The following is a 22119-nucleotide window of genomic DNA, read 5'->3' on the forward strand; positions in this document are numbered from 1 at the left end:
GTAAACCGTTAACCTTGAGAACGCTTCACTTAAGCTTCTAGTGCTTTCGTTACTTTCTCAAATAGGTCTTTTGCTAAGTTATCCATGTTCTTCAATGTCTCAAGTTCCTGCTTGATAAGAGCTTGTCGCTCATCATCGTACTTACGGAATTTAAGAAGTGGATCAATCAGACGTGAAGCAACTTGCGGGTTACTGCTGTTTAACTCACGTAAGATCTCACCTGCAAACGCATACCCCTGACCAGACTTGTCATGGAACTGTACCGGGTTCATGTTTAAGAATGAACCAACCAAGTTACGAGTTCGGTTCGGGTTCTTCAAACTAAAGGCTTGATGTGACATAGATTCTTTGATCACTTCAAGCGCATTTGAACTTGGGTTCGTACCTTGCAGAGCAAACCACTTATCCATCACAAGACCATCGTGTTTCCACTTGTCGCTGTAATCTGCCATCAAAGTTTCACGACATGCCAGTTGTGCGCTGTTTGCCGCGCCCATCGCTGCCATGGTATCTGTCATGTTGTTTGCTTGCTGGTACATGGCAACAACCAAATCGTTGCCCTGCTCTGTATGTGCTAAGTAACTTAGGCAAACTTTACGCAAAGTGCGCTTACCAATCGAATCGTGATCGATTGTGTATTCCTCTAGTGCATTACTGTGATAAACCGCAGCCAGTTCGTCTTCAAGTTCTGTTGCCAGTGTTACCTTCATTGAGTTGAGCACAGATGCAACAGCATCAATATCAACACGCTCGTACCAACCCGATACTTCGTTATGACTTGGCAATGAAAGCATCTCTGCGATAAAGGCAGGTTCTAGCGAATCGCTCAATAGTACGCCACGGAATGCATCAACCACAGAATCAGAAAGTGCAAACGCTTCGCCTTGTTGAACTTTTTCAACATTGCTGCGGATGTATTTCGCCAACAGCATTTGACCAGCATCCCAACGAGAGAACTCATTGCGTGCATTCACCATCAAGAAGATAAGTTCTTCATCTGAGTAGTCGTACTCCAATTTCACTGGCGCAGAGAATTCACGAAGTAGTGATGGGATTGGACGTTCAGAAACGTTTTCAAACACGAAAGTTTGTTCCGCTTCTTTCACATCTAATACGTTATGAACTGGCTTTCCGTTACATTGTAACTCAACAACATCACCCGAAGCAGTGTACAGCTCGATATCTAGAGGGATATGCAGAGCCTGCTTCTCAGTTTGCTCATGCGTTGGTGCCGTTACTTGGCGAGTTGTTAACGTGTATTGTTTCTTATCTGCATCGTAGTGACTTTCAACAGACAGCGTCGGCGTACCAGACTGGCTGTACCATAGACGGAACTGAGACAGATCAACACCCGATGCGTCTTCCATTGCTGCGACGAAATCTTCACATGTTGCAGCCGTACCATCGTGACGTTCGAAGTACAGCTTCATGCCTTTTTGGAAACCATCTTCGCCCAACAATGTGTGGATCATACGGATCACTTCACTGCCCTTTTCGTACACTGTCAAAGTGTAGAAGTTATTCATTTCTATCACTTTTTCTGGGCGAATCGGGTGAGACATTGGGCTTGCATCTTCAGCGAATTGTGGACCGCGAATGATACGTACATTGTTGATACGGTTTACCGCGCGAGAACCAAGATCAGACGAGAACTCTTGGTCGCGGAATACCGTTAAGCCTTCTTTCAAGCTCAGCTGGAACCAATCGCGACAAGTCACTCGGTTACCTGTCCAGTTATGGAAGTATTCATGGCCGATTACAGCTTCAATACCTAGGTAATCTGTATCCGTTGCAGTTTGGTCGTTTGCTAGAACGAACTTCGAGTTAAATACGTTCAAGCCTTTGTTTTCCATCGCACCCATGTTGAAGAAATCAACCGCTACGATCATGTAGATGTCTAAGTCGTATTCAAGATTGAAACGCTCTTCGTCCCACTTCATTGAGTTAATCAAAGAAACCATCGCGTGGTTTGCACGGTCTAGATTACCTTTATCAACAAAGATTTCTAGGTCAACTTTGCGACCCGATTGTGTGGTGTATGCATCACGAAGTACATCGAAATCACCCGCAACTAAAGCAAACAAGTACGCTGGTTTTGGATGTGGGTCTTGCCACTTCACCCAATGACGATCGTTTTCAGCTTCGCCTTCATCTACACGGTTACCATTACTTAATAAGAATGGGTTCTCTGCTTTGTCTGCGATTACCGTTGTGGTGAATTTCGCCAACACATCTGGGCGATCCATGTAGTAAGTAATACGACGGAAACCTTCGGCTTCACACTGAGTACAGAACGCACCACCCGACTTGTACAAGCCTTCAAGTGCGCTGTTTCCTTCAGGGTTAACTTCGGTAACGATGGTTAGCGTAAACTCTTTTGGAAGGTCATTCAGCGTAAGTTGAGTTTCAGACTGCTCGTACTGAGTCCATTCGTTGCCTTCAACCAAAACAGAAACCAACTTCAAGCCTTCACCATCAAGTACTAATGTCGTGCTGTCTTTCTCCTGCTTAACACTAGAAACAGCCGTAACAATGGATGCTGAGTCGTACAAATCGAAAGTAAGATCGATTTCAGAAATCGTGTGAGATGGTGATTGATAATCTTTACGATACTTGGCTTGAGGTGTATGTGCCATGACGGGTTCCTTTTGATCGTTATACGTAATTATTTTTTAACTGTATATATCTAAAGGTTGAGCGCCAATAAAACAAGGGGAATATTAAAAAAAGGAGGCATTGTAAGAAAATGCCTCCATGTTTTGCTATTTTATCAATCAAATCAGACAGGAACGCCTAAGAAATGAACTGTGCACAATATTATCAACGAGTACGACTTTACTGCTAAAACTCACGATTATCGGATGCGATTGAGCACCGCAAACATGTCTCCCTCTTCACCTTGCAGCGTTAACACATCGCTGTTCAATGTATAACGAGTACCGTGTTCACCGTTCTCATAAAGTAACACTAACTGGTCGCCTTCTGTGTAATACACCCCGCGACGAATGACTTCACCACCTTCTTCATCGGAAACTCGAAACATGAATATGAAGTCTGGCTGCAGAACCAAATCCATTTTTTGAATGTTACTTGCACGTAAATCGCTTCCAGACAGTTCGGCACTTGACCAGATTCCCGCCAATGCATTGGGCAAGGCCTTGGTGAACATAACCCCGTTAAGATTCAGCATGTTGTGATTACTGCTGTATGCGTAAACCTGAGGTTCTGAGGTATTCAAACCCAAAATGATAGTGTCTTCATTGGCGTTATACAAACCTTCCCAATGATCGACGCTGTAGTCTTTCTTTTGGATATCGATAGTGAATGAGTAGTTTGAATCAAGAGTCAGCTTGATCGCTCTAAAGTTTTCAGTACCTTGCTCAGGATCAGGGTTCATCAAATACCAATCACCAAGCAGCAAAGGAAGGTCAAAATGGGATAGATTACTATCACTTTTTGATTGTTGGCTACTCGAAGCGACCTCGCTCCCAAAAGCCACAAAACTTAAACAAGATAAAAATAGTAGAATCCATTTCATAAGCGTCCCCTCGTTTTCTTTAAGCTTAGGCACGTAATGAATAGAAAGCGAAAAAATATGATCCAAGTCACTAAATTTTAAGTGCGAAGTAACTTAAATGTCATTATCACTCGAAAAATAATACTTAAGTTTAGTTATTTTTACGGTGTACTTGACAGTCGAAAATCAAATAACAGTGGTTCTGGAACAAGTTAAAAAGCGAGGAAGCGTGCCGTTAACGTGACATAGCTCTAGGCAAGAACGCAAGTACAAAAAAAGCGAGCCTAGGCTCGCTTTTCAAATAGTACGTCTTTAAACAATCACCTTACAACAGGTATTTTGTTTATTTCTTGATCATATCCAGCATGATAGCAACTGATTCATCAAGATAAGCATCCGGGGCTTCGTAGTCTTTTGGAATATCATCCAACGTTTTAAATGCCTCTAACTTAGCGGCTTTTTGACGTTGGTTAATACGATCTAGACGAAGCGCATCCGCATCATCACTCTCTTGTTGACGAACCTTTTCATTAAGAGAAAGGTCGTTGTCGTCTTTATCTGCCTTATACTTTTCAATATCTTGCGCGATAAAGCCAAATTCCATATCTGTTGCGATACGAGCTTGGTGTTTGGCCGTCAACGCTGCGATTTGCTCATCGTTACGCTGTAACACTGAGTACTTCGCTTTGTCGATGCTGTCCCAAGGAAGAGCATTGTCTTCAACACTTTCACCGGTATCTGCAGGATCAATCGGCGTTGGGTAAGCAATATCAGGCACTACGCCCTTGTTTTGCGTACTACCACCATTGATTCGGTAGAATTTCTGGATTGTGTATTGAACGTAGCCTAACTCTTTATCGAACAAATCATAAATATGATTCAAAGAGCGATGTTGTTGCACCGTACCTTTACCGAAAGAGTTTTCACCCAAGATAATTGCACGACCGTAATCTTGCATCGCTGCTGCAAAGATTTCAGACGCTGAAGCACTGTAGCGATTCACCAATACCGTTAACGGGCCTTGGTAACTGATTTGACCATCAGTATCGCTGTTCACTTTGACACGACCGTAGCTATCACGAACCTGAACAACAGGTCCCTCTTTGATAAACAAACCAGAGAGTTCGGTTGCTTCAGTCAGTGCACCACCACCGTTGTTTCGAAGGTCAACAATAATACCTTCAACACCTTGCTCTTTAAGCTCAGTGATCAGTTTATCGGTGTCTTTAGAAAGGCCAACGTAGAAGCTTGGTACTTCTAGTACACCAATCTTCTTGCCGTCTTTCTCGATCACTTCTGATTTAACAGCGCGGTCTTCTAAACGAATCTTATCGCGAACAATTGTGACAACGTGACTTTTTGCATCTTTACCATCTGGCAAGATCTGTAGCTTCACTTTAGTCCCTTTCGGGCCTTTAATAAGTTGTACTACATCGTCTAAACGCCAGCCGATAACATCAACAATCTCTTCGCCATCTTGACCAACGCCGACAATGCGGTCGCCATCACTCAATTGTTTACTGTTTGACGCAGGGCCACCAGCAACTAAAGAACGAATAACGGTGTAGTCGTCTGTCATTTGAAGTACAGCACCAATACCCTCTAGAGATAGATTCATCTCAGATTGGAATTGTTCTGCATTTCTTGGAGAAAGGTAACTGGTGTGCGGATCAACTTCACGCGCAAATGCGTTCATGTAGATCTGGAAAGCATCTTCATTATGCGATTGCGTAATACGCTTCATCGCATTGTTGTAACGCTTTTCCAAAACTTCTTGAATCTCTGGCCACTCTTTACCAGTAAGTTTTAGATTCAACGCATCGTATTTAACGCGTTTTCTCCAAAGCTCATTCACTTCAGCGATATCTTTTGGCCACTCAGCTTCACTACGATTGAGCTCAATACTTTCATCAGTACCAAACTTAATCTCAGTATCTAGCAAAGACAATGCATATTGAAAACGTTCAAAACGCTTCTGCATAGACAGATTGTAAACATCGAATGCAATCTGGTTATTGCCCGATTTCAGCTGATCATCAATTTGTTTAGATGACGCAGAGAAAGAGTCAATATCAGCTTGAGTGAAGATATTACGATTATAATCCAGCATCTCTAAGTAACGATTAAAGATAGCTTGAGAGAAATCATCGTTGAGATTGAAGTGTTTATAGTGAGAACGAGTAAATCGAGAAGTAACACGTTTACTAGCAGTTTCGTGTTGGACCTCAGGAGCGAGTAGAGGTAAATCGTCCTGATCTAATTTGGCTTCGAGAGCCTGAGCTGAAGCTGCTAGCCAAAAGCTAGCAGCAATCAGTGTCAATTTTGAACGGCATTTCATGCGTAGGAGTATCTCCTTTAAGCGCGCAAGTGCTCCGCTTTAACAACCATTTGTAGGCCGTTTGCTAACTGAACACGCACATCTTCCTTATTGATTTCAACAATGGTCGCAGCCATGTTTCCTTTACCCATGTTCACATTTACTTCTTTGCCAGCGATGAATTCGTCAGCGTTCAAAGCGCGTGTTTCTACAGGCTTTTCTACTTTTGGTGCTTTAGGCGCTTGACGACGAGGCTGTTGAGCTTTCTTCGCCTTAGGTTTCGCTTTGCCTTCTTCACGAGCTTTTTGTGCTTGTTCTTTACGACGAGCCTGAACTTTCGCTTTGCTTTCAGCAAGTGTAGCTTTAGCGTGTTCAACGTGCTCTTCTTCTAATGTGCCACACGCGTTGCCGTCTAGGTCAACACGTTCTGCGCCAGCTTTTACGCCGTGCAGGTAACGCCATGATGATGTGTACTGTCTTAACGCTGCACGAAGCTGAGTCTTACTTACTTTTTCGTCTTCATTTAGACGTTCAGCAAGATCTTGAAAAATACCAATTTTAAGTGGCTTCGCTTCACCTTCTAGAGTAAAGCATTTAGGGAAACATTCAGCAATATATGCGATAACTTCTTTGCTGTTTTTTAACTTTTCAGTGTTTTCCATGTGGGTTCCTGGTTTTTGCGGTTTTCCGCGAGCATTAAGAAAATATTTTTACGTATTATAGAGAGATGCTTGGGAAAAACCACAGTAAGAGAATAATTTATGCCTTGTTCGCGTGCGAATTAAGCAGCTTTTCCACTTCTGCCATGAAAAATGTCAATCCGTCCTCGTCAATTTGAGAAAATCGGCCAACATTTGGGCTGTCGATATCAAGCACACCCGCTATTTTTCCACCGATAGAGAACGGAATTACGATTTCTGAGTTACTTGCAGCGTCACAAGCGATGTGACCTTCGAACTCATGAACATCATGAATGCGCTGAACTGTATTCGTCGCAACCGCAGTTCCACACACTCCACGCCCTACCGGAATTCGCACACAAGCAGGTTGACCTTGGAAAGGACCCAGTACAAGTTCGTCTTTTTCCTTAGCTTGATCCTGCTTCATTAAATAGAAACCCGCCCAATTCAAATCATCCAATTCCATGAATAATAAAGAACTGATATTAGCAAGATTAGCAGTTAGATCGGTTTCTGATTCAATTAATGCAACGGCTTGTTTGGTTAAGCGTTGGTAATGTTCTATTTTCATATTAACTTCCAATTAAATTGAGACTTCCATTATCAAGAGAACGCAGTAGAATGCGGCCATCAAACTAAATAGGACTTATTCTCATTACAATGAACAATTCAGAAGACACTATTAGCCGTTCTTGGTTAATAACTCAAGTAAAAAAACACAAGTCCAAATTACTGTTTGCTAACATTATTGCCATACTTGCAACTCTCATCAGTGTCCCTATCCCGTTGCTCATGCCATTAATGGTTGATGAAGTATTACTTGATAAGCCGGCTTCTGGCTTAGATATGATGAATCACCTACTTCCAACATCGCTGCAGACACCCACTGGCTATATTGCACTGACTTTGCTGTTAGTCATTATCATGCGTACCGTTAGCCAAGCGTTGAACATTCTGCAAGGGCGTCAATTTACACTCGTCTCCAAAACAATCACCTATCAAATGCGTAGCAAGATGATAGATAAGCTTGGTCGCATTAGTATTAGACAATACGAGACCAAAGGCAGCGGCGGTATTAATGCTCACCTAATAACAGACATAGAGACAATCGATAAGTTCATTGGCTCAACGCTCTCTAAGTTCCTGATCAGCTTCTTAACGGTGTTCGGCACTGCGATTGTGTTGTTATGGTTAGAGTGGCGTTTAGGGCTGTTCATTCTACTGGTCAATCCTGTTGTTATTTATTTCTCTCGTAAACTAGGTAGCAAGGTTAAGCACCTTAAAAAGTACGAGAACCAATCTTTCGAACGTTTTCAAAATCGCTTGGTTGAAACCTTAGATGGTATTTATCAGCTACGTGCAGCCAACAAAGAACGTATCTTCCTAGATGAATTGAAGGTTCAAGCGAACCAAGTAAGAATCGATGCCGATAAATACGCATGGCAATCTGAAGCGGCTGGACGTGTTTCGTTTCTGCTATTTCTGTTGGGCTTTGAACTTTTCCGCGCTGTCGCGATGTTAATGGTGCTATTCAGTGACTTAACCATCGGTCAGATCTTTGCGGTATTCGGTTACTTATGGTTTATGTTGGGCCCGGTTCAAGAGCTGCTAGGGATTCAATTCTCTTGGTACAGCGCGAAGGCGGCACTACAACGAATCAATGATCTTCTTAAGTTAGAAGAAGAGCATCGTCCTGTGAGTAAGGTGAACCCTTTCAATGAAAACCAAGAAGTGACGGTAGACATAGAAAACGTTACATTCTCTTACACATTAGAAAACACTGTTTTAAATAGCCTATCGCTGCACATCCCTGCTGGTAAAAAGGTCGCTTTAGTGGGCGCGAGTGGTGGCGGTAAATCGACATTAATCCAATTGCTGATTGGGGTTTATCAAGCCGATTCAGGTTGTATACGCTATAACGGCGAAAAAACTGATGACATCAGCTTTGATATTATCCGTAATGAAATTGCCGTTGTTTTACAACAACCTATACTCTTTAACGACACATTGAGGCATAATCTGACCCTTGGCGTTGAATACGATGAAATGTCGCTATGGCGTGCGCTTGAAGTCTCTCAAATGCAAGATGTTATCAAGCAACTGAGTAATGGCTTGGATACGCAAATTGGTAGGAATGGTGTTCGACTGTCTGGCGGTCAACGACAACGTCTAGCAATAGCCCGCATGGTGCTGAGCAATCCTAAGTTTGTTATTCTTGACGAAGCGACCTCCGCACTAGATACAGCCACAGAGTCAGCACTGCATAAAGCTCTGAGCGAGTTTTTGAAAGATCGCACAACTTTGATAGTGGCTCATCGATTATCAGCGGTGAAACAAGCCGATCTAATCTATGTTTTAGAAGATGGGCAAGTCACACAGACGGGAACACATGGTGAATTGGTTGAACAACAAGGACTTTATCAAACACTCTACGGCAGTGTGCAATCGCACGCCTGATGTTTGTGGTTCTGAGTCTTTTAGTCGGGCATCGAGCCTGACTAACGTTTCAACTTGGGAGGTCGCGTGACCTCCCCATCCGTTACCAACCCTTTATCAACTAAGCATCAATGCGATAGCAGCTCAGTGCGCCTTTGTCAGGGCTGCGAACTCCCCGTCGATAAAATGGACATCCCTTTAGGGAAATCCGCTTATTGCCCAAGATGTGGCACTCAGCTTTATAGAGGCGGTACCCCTAGCCTGTCTGGTAACCTAGCAATCGCCGTCACTTGTTTGTTGCTCTTTATCCCTTCTCACTTTTTCGATTTCATTAGCATCCGCCTAATTGGGGTGATGATACCTGCAACCCTGCCATCTGGTGTGTTTACCTTAATGGGTGAAGGCTTCCCGCTACTTGGCTTGTTAATCTTATTCTGTAGTTCCATCGCCCCCTTGCTGGTCTGTACTTCTGTACTTATTAGCCATCTGTCACTTCGCTTCGGACTCTTTACGCCGTTTCGCTATTCATTAGCTATTATCCAAACCCTAAAACACTGGATGATGCTGGATGTATTCTTAGTGAGTGTTGCGATCTCGTGCTTTAAGCTACAAGACTATTCAGACATCTTTGTTGGTCCAGGTTTGATTGGACTCATTCTTTTGCAACTATTTAGCGTGCTATTAGTTAGCCGCATTAGTGTAAGGCGATACTGGGAAGCGTGGGCTAAAGAATCTGATTACGTGTTTGCCGAAACCAAGAACGTTCATTGTCATAACTGTCACCTATCTCAACCAGAAGGCGATAGTTGCGTTCGTTGTCATCACGACCTCTATCATCGCAAACCTTACTCGATTCAAAAGACATGGGCATTGTTGTTTGCCGCGTCAGTAGCCATTGTGCCAGCCAACGTTATCCCTATTTCTATTCTTATTACTAACGGGCAAAGGCTCGAAGATACGATTATCTCCGGTGTTGCGTCTCTGATTAACAGCGATATGTATGGTATTGCGATAATCATCTTCGTGGCGAGTATTGTCGTCCCAGTAGCCAAAATCCTTGGGCTGGCTTACATCTTGATTTGTATTCAGATGAAGCGAGCGCTCTACCACAGACAACGAATGACCGTCTATTTCATCGTGAAATGGGTAGGAAAATGGTCTGTGATGGATCTGTTCGTTATTTCGATCATGATGACATTGGTCGACCGTGGACAAATTTTAAACTTCACACCAGGTTATGGTGCAGTCGCTTTTGGCGTTGTTGTTGTTCTGACGATGCTCGCAGCGGAAAGCTTAGATCCTAGGCTAATTTGGGATAACTATACCTCTAAAGATGAGTCAGTGAATGAACAACAATAACCAATCACAAACGTCATATTCACCAGAAGTTAGGAAAAACAAAGGCATCTCACCTTTGTGGATTCTGCCAATACTTACCGTCGCTCTCGCCGGTTGGCTGGTAATGAAGTCGGTTCACGATGCTGGGCAACGTGTGCAGATCTACTTCTCGGATGCGGCAGGGTTAATCGCAGGACGCACCACCATTCGCTACCAAGGCTTAGAGGTAGGTATGGTTCGTGACATTACACTGTCCAAAGACCTGTCCAATATTTACGTTGATGCTGATATCTACCCTGAAGCTAAAAAGCTGCTTTCGAAAGGTACACGCTTCTGGTTGGTTAAACCGACAGCAAGCTTATCGGGTATCTCTGGTTTAGATGCGCTTGTTTCAGGTAACTACATTGCTATTCATCCAAGTGAAACGAAACAAGAACCAGAAACGGTTTTCCAAGCCTTGGAATCATCCCCTTCTGACTTACTCGCTTCTGAAGGTTTGAATATCTCACTGACGACCAAAGACCTAGGTGGCGTATCGGTTGGCTCTCAAATCGTTTATCGCAAAATCCCAATTGGTGAAGTCTATAACTACCAGCTTAACGAAAACGGTAAGTCAGTGACGATCCAAGCAGCAATTAAAGACGAATACAGCCACATTATCACCGACCAAAGCCGTTTCTGGAATGTGAGTGGTTTAGGCGCAAGTATCGGGTTCTCAGGTGTTGATGTCCGTTTAGAAAGTCTCAGTGCCCTATTAGGTGGTTCTATCGCTGTAGACTCGCCAGGAGATGGTCAGCCGGTAGAAATGAATACCAAGTTCAAGCTCTACCCTGATTTAAAAACCGCAGGTCGTGGTATTTCAATTAAGATTGCGGTTCCTGATGATAATAAGATCAGCGCGACGGGTGCTCCAATCATGTACCGCGGAATCGAAATCGGTCAAATTACCGATTTATCGTTAAGCGAAGGTCGTGAGCACGTGGTTGCTTCAGCGGCAATTCAACCTGCATTCAGTGACTTCTTAAACAGTGGCAGTAAGTTCGTTCTTGAAGAAGCCGAACTATCACTAACTGGTATGAAGAACATCGCCAACTTAGTAACAGGTAACTTCTTAACTTTAGTACCCGGTGAAGGTGAAAAAGCACGTCGATTTACTGCGATTCGTCAAACCGAATACAGCCAAGAACAAGAGAAATCCGTCGCGATTCGTCTAACTTCAAACAATTCATTCGGTTTAGATGTCGGTACCCAACTGCTTTACAAAGGTATTGCGGTCGGCTCAATTATCAAAGTGGGCTTGGTTGATGGTGTAGGTACAGGTAGCGACAAACACGAAGTCTTCATGGATGCGTTGATCGACAACGAATACGCGCACCTTATCAAAAGTAACAACCGATTCTTCGTTACTGGCAGCGCGACAGCTGAGTTGACAGAATCAGGCCTGAGTGTGACCGTTCCGCCTGCTAAACAGCTTCTAACAGGCTCAATCAGCTTTGTAAGTGAAGGCAAAGATCAAGCTCGCGGCAACTATCAACTGTTCCAAAGTAAATCACTGGCAGAGATAGCAAAGTTCAACCAATCGGGTTCTAAAACGTTATCGTTGTTTGCAAGTGAATTACCTTCGATCTCTAAAGGCAGTCCACTACTCTACCGTAACCTTCAAGTGGGTAGTATTTCAGATTTCCAACTGGCTGATGGTGGCGTGAGAATTAAAGTCACGATTGAAAACCGCTACACACACTTAATAAATAAACACACGGTTTTCTGGAACCGTTCAGGTGTTGAAGTGGATGCGTCGCTATCGGGGATCAGTATCAAAGCGGCACCAGTTAAAACACTGATTCAAGGTGGTATTGCGTTTGATTCGCTGCCGGGTATCGACAACAAACTGGGCGATGTGTGGAAGCTTTATAACGATTCAAAATCAGCTCGTAAATTCGGTCGTGCGATTACTATTACCTCTTCTGGCGACCAAGAAGTCAGCAAGGGCATGCCGATCAAATACCAAGGTGTGACAGTGGGTGAAGTCACTTTGGTTATTCCGATCTTTAACAAGGGTGGTATCGAAATCACGGCTCGTATCCTGCCGGAATATGTTGAGAAAATTGCCGTCGCGGATAGCCACTTCTGGGTAGCCGAACCAGAAATTGGTTTGAACGGAATTAAGAATGTGTCGTCTCTGATTTCTAAGCACATCAAAGTTGAACCGGGGAACGGAAGTAAAACCACGGCATTCAAGTTGAGCAGTGGCCCAGTACAACCTGAAGGCAAAATATTCACCCTACAAAGTGAAAGTCGCGGTTCAGTGTCTGAAGGCACACCGATTCTGTTCCGAGAGTTAGAGATTGGTTCTGTGATTGATGTACAGCTTGGCGAATTTGCAGACCGAATTATATCTACTATTCAGATAAAGCTAGAGTTCGCTTACCTGATTCGCTCGAACAGCGTGTTCTGGAATGTGTCTGGTGTTGATGTGTCTATCGGCTTGTCTGGCGCTAACATTAAAGCAGGTACTGTCGATAGCCTAATTCGTGGTGGCATCACCTTCTCAACGCCACCAACCGATGAATTACAACCGTTGGCAGAAGAAGATCAGTCTTTCTACTTATATCCTAAAGCCGAAGACGAGTGGAAATCGTGGAGAACCGCAATCCCTCGCCCATAGACGTGGCTCGATAGCTCAAGTTCTCCGAGCGAATAGCCGACAATTCACATCTAAATGCAGCCATTGGGCTGCATTTTTATTGTTTCAAGCAAATATGGTTTAGGACAATCTCATTTTGCTTTAAACTGCGCGCATTAATGCTATAAATCGAGATACCCTTTTGCACGCTAACGTATATATCCCAGAAGAATTCCTAACTCACATTGAAGGCATCATGCCGAGCCATCTAGACATGGCTTCGTTTGTCGCTTCTTGTCAAAAGCCACTTCGTAAAAGCATTCGAGTGAACACACTCAAGATCAGTGTTGAAGACTTCCTCGTGCGTGCAAAAGATAAAGGCTGGGAATTAGAGCCAGTGCCTTGGTGTGAAACGGGTTTTTGGATCACGACCGATGAAACTGAAGCGCCACTAGGTAACACTGCAGAGCACATGTCTGGCCTATTCTACATCCAAGAAGCCAGTTCAATGATGCCACCTTCTGCACTATTCCAAGGCGAAGAAAATTACCAAGCAGTGCTAGATACGGCTGCGGCTCCGGGTTCTAAAACCACACAGATTGCAGCACTCATGAATAACCGTGGCGTGCTGGTTGCAAATGAATACGCAGCGAGCCGAGTAAAAGTACTTCACGCCAACATCGAACGTTGTGGTGTGCGTAATGCTGCGCTGAGCAACTTTGACGGCCGTGTATTTGGTGGCTGGCTACCAGAACAATTCGATGCTGTGTTGTTAGACGCACCCTGCTCTGGCGAAGGCACAATTCGTAAAGACGCCGACGCAATGAAGAACTGGACATATCAATCTGTAGTCGACATCGCAGACACGCAGAAAGACCTTATCGAAAGTGCATTCCACGCCCTTAAGCCAAATGGTGTTCTGGTTTACTCAACGTGTACGTTAAGCACGGAAGAGAACCAACAAGTGTGTCATCACCTAAAAGAAACCTTTGGTGATGCGGTTGAATTCGAATCTCTAGAATCACTGTTTGAAGACGCAAAAGCGACAACAACAGAAGAAGGCTTTCTACACATCTTCCCTCAGGTTTATGACTCTGAAGGCTTCTTCGTTGCACGTATTCGCAAGCTAGCATCGGTGACTCCGCCAGAAGTGAAAAAGCGCTTAGGTAAATTCCCATTCGAGAAAGCTTCAAAGAAAGCGCAACAAGAAGTGGCTGAACAGCTTTCAAGTGCGTTAGATATCGAATTACCAAGTGATACTCAGGTATGGATACGTGACAAAGATGTATGGCTATTCCCTGAAGCATTAGAGCCGATGATTGGTGAGTTCCGTTTCTCTCGTATGGGCATCAAGATCGCAGAAACCCATAAAAAGGGCTACCGCTGGCAACACCAAGTGGCGACTACCCTCGCGACAGGCAATGAAGCCAACATTGTTGAACTGACTATCGAAGATGCTCGCGAATGGTTCATGGGACGAGATGTTCGCCCTGAAGGTCTATCAGGTAAAGGCGAAGTACTGGTTAAATACAACGGTGCGATCATTGGCCTTGGTAAATGGGTTGGCAACCGAGTTAAGAACGGTTTACCACGTGAGCTAGTGCGCGATAAGAACCTGTTCTAGCTTCTTAGCTTCTTAGCTTCTTAGCTTCTTAGCACATGCTCTATCCCTGAACAGAGCTATACAGATGAATAAACAAAAAGCCCAAACAACGCATGTTGTTTGGGCTTTTTCTATTCAATCTGTTTTGTGGGGAGACTAACTCAGTCAACGCAAATAAAAAGGTCGTTGAATCAACGCTTAATTACAAAAACATCAATTCAAGTCACTATTTGTGTTATCAAAAATCGCATATCGGAAAAATTAAACTAGACTTCAGTCTATTAGATAAACAATTAAAACGATTAGCGTAGGCTCTTCGGAGCCCTTTCCCCTAAGCCCAAACAGGAAGGTTTGGGCTTCTTTTTGACCAACAGACTCGCTTATTTCGTTAAGCGAATGCCTTCTTTGTCGATCGAGATTTTGCCAGACTTGTACAAACCACCAATGGTCTTTTTGAACGTACCTTTACTGGTTCTAAATGCAGAGAAAATAGCATCCGGTGAAGACTTGTCATTCAGCGGCAAGAAGCCACCTTTCTTTTCAAGCAAGTCTAGAATCTTAGTGCTTAGATCATCCATCTTAGCGACGCCAATCTTCTGAAGAGACAAGTCAATCTTACCGTCTTCTTCACGAACATTTTTAATGTAGCCTTTCAATGCCTTACCGATGAACAGCTTACCGATGATGTCGGATGGGAAAATCATGCCCCAGTGCTCGCCATTCACGATTGCTTTGTAACCCAATTGGCTACGTTCAGCGATGATAAGATCCACTTGCTCGTTTTGCTTATAAGTCGCTGGCGTATTGTCTAACCACTTGTTGAACTTTGTTGTACCTACAATGCGGCTAGATGCTTTATCAATATATACATATACTAAGATTGACTGACCTTCGTTTAAACGGCCACGTTGCTCGCTGAAAGGAACCAGTAGGTCTTTACCTTTCACACCCCAACTCATGAATGCGCCAGTGCTGTTTACACCTTCAACGGTCATCAAACCAAACTGCCCTACTTGAGCAATCGGTTTTTCAGTCGTTGCAGCGATCTGGTTGTCAGAATCAATGTATAAGAAAACATCTAGCTTTTGACCAATTTCAACACCTTCAGGAGTAAATCGTTTCGGCAGCAACACGGTTCCATAGTCGCTAGCGTCAAGGAATACACCGAAGTCTGCTTGTTTTACTACTTCTAAGTTGTTTATTTGACCAATATTAATCATCAAGATTGTCTCTACTTTAAATTTGGCGGAGATTATACGTGATCTCTGATATGCTTTCGCTAGTTTCATTCATATTTTTACATTCTAGGAGCCATCGTTGATCACCGTTGATAAACAAGATGCGATAACACTTAAAATTAACCATGCCATGGCTAAAACAAAAAAGCTCGACATGGACGTTTATCTATTCATTCCCGGTGAACTTGGACTGACTCCTGAAGTCCTTTCTGAAAGCGCATTTTTCTACAGCTCGATCACTCAAAAACGTGCTTATTACAGTGATAAAACACTGCTGCCTTTGGTGCACAGCCGTTTAGCTAAACGTGGCCGACTGTCCATTACACAATACCGTGTAAGTTTGAGTTTGTTCGCTTATCAATATGTTATCGCGTTAGACAAAGCCGTCAGCAGCTTGAATAAGAACGATAGTGACGACGTAACGGCTGATGAAGTAGATGAAGTCATTGAACTGGCGTTAGATATCTTGAAGAAATTACGCCGAAGCATCCCTTACGAAGAAAACCTCAAACGTTACTATGCTAATATCGATAACTACCTATCTTGGTACACCGAGCAAAAGTTCTTATCGCTGGTTTCGCACATGCCACGTGGCAGTGAGTATTCAACGATTAAAGAACGACTCTTAACGCTTTGTGATAAAGAGACCGCGCACCGTAAACTAAACCGCTATAACTCAGCAAGAGTTCGAGAAGACGTTACCCGTCTGAGTAACAAGATGCGGTTACTGCGTCGTTTGATTGAACACCCTATCGTGCTTAAAGAAAAGACAACATCGATGGGTAAGAACGTTAAGCGTGCTGTGAAAGGTATTGCGACTGGTTTGGTAATGGTCGTCGTGACTACTACCGTGATCTTGGCTCGTGACTTTCTTGGTGAGATTACTGCCTCTTTCATTGTGGCAATGTCTTTCATCTATGCGTTGCGTGAGATCTTTAAAGATGACTTGAGAGACATCCTTTGGCGCTGGCTACGTAAAGGCAAGCCGAAATGGAAGCGTCGTTACTATGACCCAACGACCAATAAGTCTGTTGGACATAAACTCGAATGGTTGGACTACGCAAACTTTTCTAAGCTTGCAGATCGCATTCAGTCGATCCGTAAAAAGCGTGTGGTGCAACGTGAAGAGCAAATCTTGCATTACCGCTCTCATACTGAGATGTCGACATCGACCTTTATGAGTGGTTACGAGGAGACTCGTGAAACGTTATCGATCAGCCTAAGAGCGCTGACACGATTGATGGATAAAGGCTCAAACAAGATCTACCGTCTGAATGAAGGGCAAGTGAGCCGCGAATCAGTAGAAAAGCGTCATCTTCTCAACCTGATCATTAAGGAGAACAACCATGATAACGAACCAACCTACTACCGTTGGAAGATTGTTATGAACCGTTCCAAAATCGTTGATATTGAGCAAATCACTCAAGAGTCATAAGACTATTATAAAGATTCTCTAAGACGGTATGTGGAAACCATTCACATACCGTTATTTCAACTCTTCGAGCATTCCCCATAACTTCTTACCCAGCACCTATTTACTTGATGGCTATTTTCTGGATGGGACTTTCTTAATTGAGAGCGTTAGCGTGAACTCCGCCATCGGCTCATCACCATGTAAAGATGGGCATGTCGCGATAATGGTTACAGGTTGATTAACTCGTTCTCCGGTCGACATGGTTTCTGCCAACATAGTGTTGATCAGCTCACCGTCGTTACAAGTGAAATGCACATCACCCTCAGGGCGCTTCAAAAAGTTACCCGTCACTTCTTTAAAAGCCAACGAGATCTTTTCACCTTGCTGCTGCGATTTACTCATCGCGAGAAAGCCACCCGCGACATCCGCACCGACAGCTAAAACGCCAAAGTACATACTGTTAAGGTGATTCTTGGTACGTCTTTTAAGCGGAATTTTCACTTCAACATGTTGGTTGTCCAACGCGAGCAGTTTTGGTCGACACAACCAGATAAGTGGGACTTTGAAAAAGCCAAACATGCTTAAGTAGAAATTTGCTTTTTGTAGAGGGGTCAACATTCGAATTACCTAGCCAAGTTAGTCATCAGACCAGTTAATCGACTAGCGATAAGAATGTCAAAAAAATGTTACAAAAAAGAGATATCATCGCACAATGATATCTCTTTCATTCTCAAAGCATTAGCGCTTTAAGTCGGCTTATCAGGCAAGCTAATCGATTTACGCAGTCACGACCGTTTCAACACCTTCAAGGTCAGCAATGTAACCTTGTAGACGTGGGTAATCGACTAAACCTTGCGTGACTAGCAATACTGGCTTCTTCGCATGCAGCGTCGCTTTAACAATCATGTCCAGTAAAGTAATCACCGCTTCGTTTTGCGGATCGAAAGCATGTTGCTGCGCTTCATTTTGTTTGTCTACACCAAGAGTGAAAGACGCTAGGCTGTCGACATTCACAACGACACCATCAAAGTAATGCAGTAGACGTTCGCTCAATAGCACTGCAGACGGCACATCACACGAGAACAGTACTTTCAAACCGTTAAGACCGCGTGGTAAACCTTGCTCTGCTAGTAAGTCGATGATCTTCGCAGCGTCGCTTAACGCACGAACGTAAGGCACAACCACTTCAACGTTGATGCCTTGCTCACGTAATGCCTTAATCACCTGACATTCTAAAGCGAAAGCCTTGCTGTACTCTGGTGTCGCATAGCGAGCTACACCACGAACGCCTAGTGCTGGGTTCACCTCCTCAACTTCGCAATTGCCGCCTAACAGCGAACGGAAGCTGTAGCTATCAGCACTGCTCAACGCGATGCGCACTGAGGTATGATTCGGTAGGACTGCAGCTTGAATCGCTACAACCAGTGTTGAAACAAAGTGTTCATCGACACTCTTGCCACCAAGGATGGCATCTAAAGAGGTTTTCTCAATATCAGAAAGTGTATCTAAATGGTCTTCAATCGATGGATGGTAGAAAACACGGTCCATGACCAATTCAGACAGAGATACGTACAAGTGGGTGGAATTATTATTATCGTTATAAGAAGGCAGCACATCACCTAAGACAAGTTCTGGGTGCAAAGTGCTTTGAGTTTCTTGAGTCATTGCTGCTCCAGCATTTTTATGTTGTGTTCAAACGAAAATACCGATAGCTGCCTGTTAATACAAGTGAAAATCCCTTATTTGACGCTGGCCTGCTGATAAAAATAAGAATATTAGCAATAACTGAGATAACTTTGACTCAAGAGAGTTTATTCCTCTGTTCAATTCCGTTATCTTAACCACTTCGCAATAGAATAAAAAAGCTATCACATGCCATTAAAAACTGATGAGTTGAGAACCCAAGCACTGGGTCCTATGCCAACTCCTGCCGAATTAGGCAATGCACACCCTATTACTGACGACGTTGCTGAGCGTATTGCAAATTCTCGCCGCCAAATCGAAGATATCCTAACTGGTCGTGATAACCGCCTATTAGTTATCGTTGGCCCTTGTTCTGTTCATGACACAGAAGCGGCACTTGATTACGCTGAGCGCTTAAGCCAGATTCAAGAGCAATACAAAGACGAATTGTTCGTTGTGATGAGAACCTACTTCGAGAAACCTCGCACGGTTGTAGGTTGGAAAGGTCTGATTACCGATCCAAACCTTGATGGTTCATACGCACTTGAAACGGGCTTGAACAAAGCGCGTAAGCTTCTGCTAGACATCAATAAGCTTGGCCTAGCAACAGCGACTGAATTCCTTGATATGATCACAGGTCAGTACATTGCAGACCTTATCACTTGGGGCGCAATCGGCGCTCGTACAACAGAATCTCAGATTCACCGTGAAATGGCTTCAGCTCTTTCTTGCCCAGTTGGCTTCAAAAACGCGACTAACGGCAACATCAAGATCGCTATCGATGCGATTCGTGCTGCGCATGCTTCACACTACTTCTACTCTCCAGACAAGAACGGCCGCATGACGGTTTACCGTACTTCTGGTAACCCATACGGTCACGTTATTCTACGTGGTGGCGATAAGGGTCCTAACTTCGACGCTGAGTCGGTAGATATCGCATGTAAGCAACTGGCTGAATTCGACCTGCCTCAACGTTTGGTTGTAGACTTTAGCCACGCTAACTGTCAGAAACAGCACCGTAAGCAGTTAGAAGTTGCACAAGACATTTGTGACCAGATCAAATCTAACAAGAATCAAATTGCAGGCATCATGGCAGAAAGCTTCATTAAAGAAGGCAACCAGCCAATGACTGACATCAACAACCTAGAATACGGCAAGTCTATTACTGACCCATGCCTAAGCTGGGAAGATACTGCAACTATGCTAGACATGCTTGCAACTGCAATTAAAGATAGAAACTTAGCTTAAGGACATAACACAATGCCATCATTTGACATTATCTCTGAAGTAGAATCAGTAGAACTACGCAACGCTGTAGACAATGCTAACCGTGAACTATCGACTCGTTTCGATTTCCGCGGCGTTGATGCAAGCTTCGACTACAAAGATGAGTCGGTGAAACTGACTGCTCAAGACGATTTCCAACTGAAGCAAATGCGCGATATCCTTCGTAGCAACCTAACAAAGCGTAATGTTGATCCTAACGCGATGGAAGCGAAGGCTGCAGACCAAACAGGTCGCACTTGGCACCAAACGGTTATCTTCAAGCAAGGCATCGAAACCGATGTTGCTAAGAAAATCGTTAAGCTAATCAAAGACAACAAAGTTAAGGTTCAAGCGGCTATCCAAGGCGAGAAAGTTCGTGTAACGGGCAAGAAGCGTGATGACCTACAAGCAGTTATGGCACTGGTGCGTAACGGTGAACTTGGTCAACCTTTCCAGTTTGATAACTTCCGCGACTAATTGATCTGGCTATGTGCAGCGGCTCTTGTTCGCTGCTTACTAATCAGTTTAATGCGGCATTTAAAATAGCAAAAAGCCACTTCTTTATCGGAAGTGGCTTTTTATTTATCTAGGCGTTGTTATTGCGTGTTAGACGCCAGTATGAAGACAGCTAACTGGCCTAACTTTTAGCTCAACACCTTGGCAGAAGACAGCTTCAGGTCTTTCCCTACCAATAAGTTGAATTCGACACTCGCTGGTGGAATAAACACACAGACACGTAAGCTCTCTGCTCTTGCTTGTTCGAGCTTAGTAGACAGCTCTCCACTATTCGCATAGCTTTCTCTTTCCGCATCACGGCGACACAAGTCTATAAACTCGAATGGGCAATCACTCGGAGCAAGAACCAGTTCAGCTTCCTGCATTAGACGTAAAGCTTTCATTGGTAACAGCTCTATATCTTGTTCGAACTCAATCCAAGTCACCTGCCCTTCGCTATCAATGCCTTGCGTTAGTGCTTGTTGATAATAAGACTCTAACTGTTCTCTGTCTGTTATCTGCTCAATAAAGCTAGATGACAAGAAACGCTCCCAGAACTTACGACGCTCGTCGACTGTTGGGAATGACTCTTTGATTGAATTGCGTTTTGATGCACCGAAGTCTGCAATCAAACCTATATTTTGTGGCAGTACTGTTTCGAGTTTTTCTCTAATATTACGCACTAAAACAGGTGAAGCACCACCGCTAGAGATCGCAATTTGAATTCTTCCGCGATTTATCATCGAAGGCGTGATGAAATCGCAGTAAGGTAAATCATCAACCACATTGACTAAAATACCCAGTTTTTTCGCATCATTATACACTTGGTGATTCAGGCTTGGGTTGTCGGTTGTAGCCCAAACCTGCAAGTAATCTTTCGATATGATCTGCGACGAATAAAAGTTCTGAACCCAGTGAAGTTTGTTCTCATCAACAAGCTGCTTTAAGTAAGGCGCTACCTTGGGAGAAACCAAAGTCACATTCGCTCCAGCTCGCAACAAGCTATCGACTTTACGGCAAGCAACCTCGCCCCCACCAACCACCAGAATTGGCTTATTCTCTACATCCAAAAACATTGGGAAATAACGCATGTTCTTCCTTGAGACGACTTCAATAACTATTCAGCCATGCTACCAAATTTGGAGCATATTCATAACTATCCAAGTGTAATAAAAATATTTATTGACCAAATTTCAATCTTTTTTAAGGCGAATGTTTCATCAGTGTGAGATTCATTCAGAATATTTATCTAGTCGATTATCAATATAAAAATCTAAATCTTGTTGCACCAACAGTGTGAACCCTTGCACTATTTACATTCAGTTAACATTTGGTCATTCTAAATGTGTTCGGATTTGTGATTTCATTCAAAATTCTTTTTAAATTATACATTTGTGAAACTACGGATCCTTTCCTAACCTTATAAACAGTTGTTTAAATCGCACACAGTTTCATTTGCAAAATGCAACTCGTTTGATTTGGGCAACAAGGTCATAGAAAACGCAACAC

At 43.6% G+C, this 22119-nt stretch carries 16 protein-coding genes; 7 read left to right on the forward strand and 9 right to left on the reverse strand.

The window, feature by feature from the left end:
• Positions 1 to 29 precede the first annotated feature (29 nt).
• From pepN to OCV12_RS08755, 5 genes are all read right to left on the reverse strand, one after another.
• Positions 30 to 2636 (reverse strand): aminopeptidase N, encoded by a 2607-nt coding sequence (gene pepN, locus OCV12_RS08735; RefSeq protein ID WP_261884406.1) that lies wholly within the window; start codon positions 2634 to 2636, stop codon positions 30 to 32.
• A 218-nt stretch (positions 2637 to 2854) separates the two neighbouring features.
• Positions 2855 to 3538 carry a hypothetical protein gene (locus OCV12_RS08740; protein WP_017630022.1) on the reverse strand — a complete coding sequence of 228 codons (684 nt, stop codon included), beginning with the start codon at positions 3536 to 3538 and terminating at the stop codon, positions 2855 to 2857.
• Positions 3539 to 3860: 322 nt separating this feature from the next.
• Complete coding sequence (gene prc / locus OCV12_RS08745) at positions 3861 to 5855, reverse strand: carboxy terminal-processing peptidase (RefSeq protein WP_261884407.1); 1995 nt, start codon at positions 5853 to 5855, stop codon at positions 3861 to 3863.
• 17 nt (positions 5856 to 5872) lie between these two features.
• Complete coding sequence (gene proQ / locus OCV12_RS08750; RefSeq protein WP_017057223.1) at positions 5873 to 6496, reverse strand: RNA chaperone ProQ; 624 nt, start codon at positions 6494 to 6496, stop codon at positions 5873 to 5875.
• 97 nt (positions 6497 to 6593) lie between these two features.
• Positions 6594 to 7085 (reverse strand): GAF domain-containing protein, encoded by a 492-nt coding sequence (locus OCV12_RS08755; RefSeq protein WP_017630025.1) that lies wholly within the window; start codon positions 7083 to 7085, stop codon positions 6594 to 6596.
• 89 nt (positions 7086 to 7174) lie between these two features.
• On the opposite strand from OCV12_RS08755, the gene OCV12_RS08760 reads away from it, so the two are divergent.
• The 4 genes from OCV12_RS08760 to rsmF all read left to right on the forward strand — a co-directional run bounded on the left by OCV12_RS08760 (position 7175) and on the right by rsmF (position 14535).
• Positions 7175 to 8971, forward strand: coding sequence for an ABC transporter ATP-binding protein (locus OCV12_RS08760; RefSeq protein WP_261884408.1), 1797 nt, complete (start codon positions 7175 to 7177; stop codon positions 8969 to 8971).
• A gap of 54 nt (positions 8972 to 9025) precedes the next feature.
• The gene (locus tag OCV12_RS08765; protein WP_261884409.1) at positions 9026 to 10309 is read left to right on the forward strand and encodes a paraquat-inducible protein A; all 1284 of its coding nucleotides are present in this window, start codon (positions 9026 to 9028) and stop codon (positions 10307 to 10309) included.
• Positions 10296 to 12953 carry a PqiB family protein gene (locus OCV12_RS08770; RefSeq protein WP_261884410.1) on the forward strand — a complete coding sequence of 886 codons (2658 nt, stop codon included), beginning with the start codon at positions 10296 to 10298 and terminating at the stop codon, positions 12951 to 12953. Before OCV12_RS08765 ends, OCV12_RS08770 begins: the two co-directional genes overlap by 14 nt.
• Positions 12954 to 13113: 160 nt before the next feature.
• The gene (gene rsmF / locus OCV12_RS08775) at positions 13114 to 14535 is read left to right on the forward strand and encodes a 16S rRNA (cytosine(1407)-C(5))-methyltransferase RsmF (protein WP_261884411.1); all 1422 of its coding nucleotides are present in this window, start codon (positions 13114 to 13116) and stop codon (positions 14533 to 14535) included.
• Between the two features lie 359 nt (positions 14536 to 14894).
• Here rsmF and OCV12_RS08780 read toward each other — a convergent pair whose 3' ends face one another.
• Positions 14895 to 15803 (reverse strand): CvfB family protein, encoded by a 909-nt coding sequence (locus tag OCV12_RS08780; RefSeq protein WP_261884412.1) that lies wholly within the window; start codon positions 15801 to 15803, stop codon positions 14895 to 14897.
• 28 nt (positions 15804 to 15831) lie between these two features.
• On the opposite strand from OCV12_RS08780, the gene OCV12_RS08785 reads away from it, so the two are divergent.
• A complete protein-coding gene (locus OCV12_RS08785) occupies positions 15832 to 17187 on the forward strand; it encodes a hypothetical protein (protein WP_176681136.1) in 1356 nt (451 codons plus the stop codon).
• Positions 17188 to 17298: 111 nt separating this feature from the next.
• Here OCV12_RS08785 and OCV12_RS08790 read toward each other — a convergent pair whose 3' ends face one another.
• Positions 17299 to 17784, reverse strand: a complete 486-nt coding sequence (locus OCV12_RS08790; protein WP_017082222.1) for a PaaI family thioesterase — start codon at positions 17782 to 17784, stop codon at positions 17299 to 17301.
• A gap of 159 nt (positions 17785 to 17943) precedes the next feature.
• Entirely contained in the window at positions 17944 to 18831 is an 888-nt protein-coding gene (locus OCV12_RS08795) for a putative PEP-binding protein (protein WP_261884413.1), read from the reverse strand.
• 207 nt (positions 18832 to 19038) lie between these two features.
• Here OCV12_RS08795 and OCV12_RS08800 point away from each other — a divergent pair, with 207 nt between their 5' ends.
• Together OCV12_RS08800 and OCV12_RS08805 are read left to right on the forward strand one after the other, a co-directional pair.
• A complete protein-coding gene (locus tag OCV12_RS08800; RefSeq protein ID WP_176681133.1) occupies positions 19039 to 20097 on the forward strand; it encodes a 3-deoxy-7-phosphoheptulonate synthase in 1059 nt (352 codons plus the stop codon).
• A 12-nt stretch (positions 20098 to 20109) separates the two neighbouring features.
• Positions 20110 to 20592 (forward strand): YajQ family cyclic di-GMP-binding protein, encoded by a 483-nt coding sequence (locus OCV12_RS08805; RefSeq protein WP_017630035.1) that lies wholly within the window; start codon positions 20110 to 20112, stop codon positions 20590 to 20592.
• A 167-nt stretch (positions 20593 to 20759) separates the two neighbouring features.
• Here the strand turns inward: OCV12_RS08805 and OCV12_RS08810 are convergent, their stop codons facing one another.
• Positions 20760 to 21701, reverse strand: coding sequence for a precorrin-2 dehydrogenase/sirohydrochlorin ferrochelatase family protein (locus tag OCV12_RS08810; RefSeq protein ID WP_261884414.1), 942 nt, complete (start codon positions 21699 to 21701; stop codon positions 20760 to 20762).
• Positions 21702 to 22119: the final 418 nt, after the last annotated feature.

The sequence above is a fragment of the Vibrio pomeroyi genome (genome assembly GCF_024347595.1).
Taxonomy (GTDB): domain Bacteria; phylum Pseudomonadota; class Gammaproteobacteria; order Enterobacterales; family Vibrionaceae; genus Vibrio; species Vibrio pomeroyi.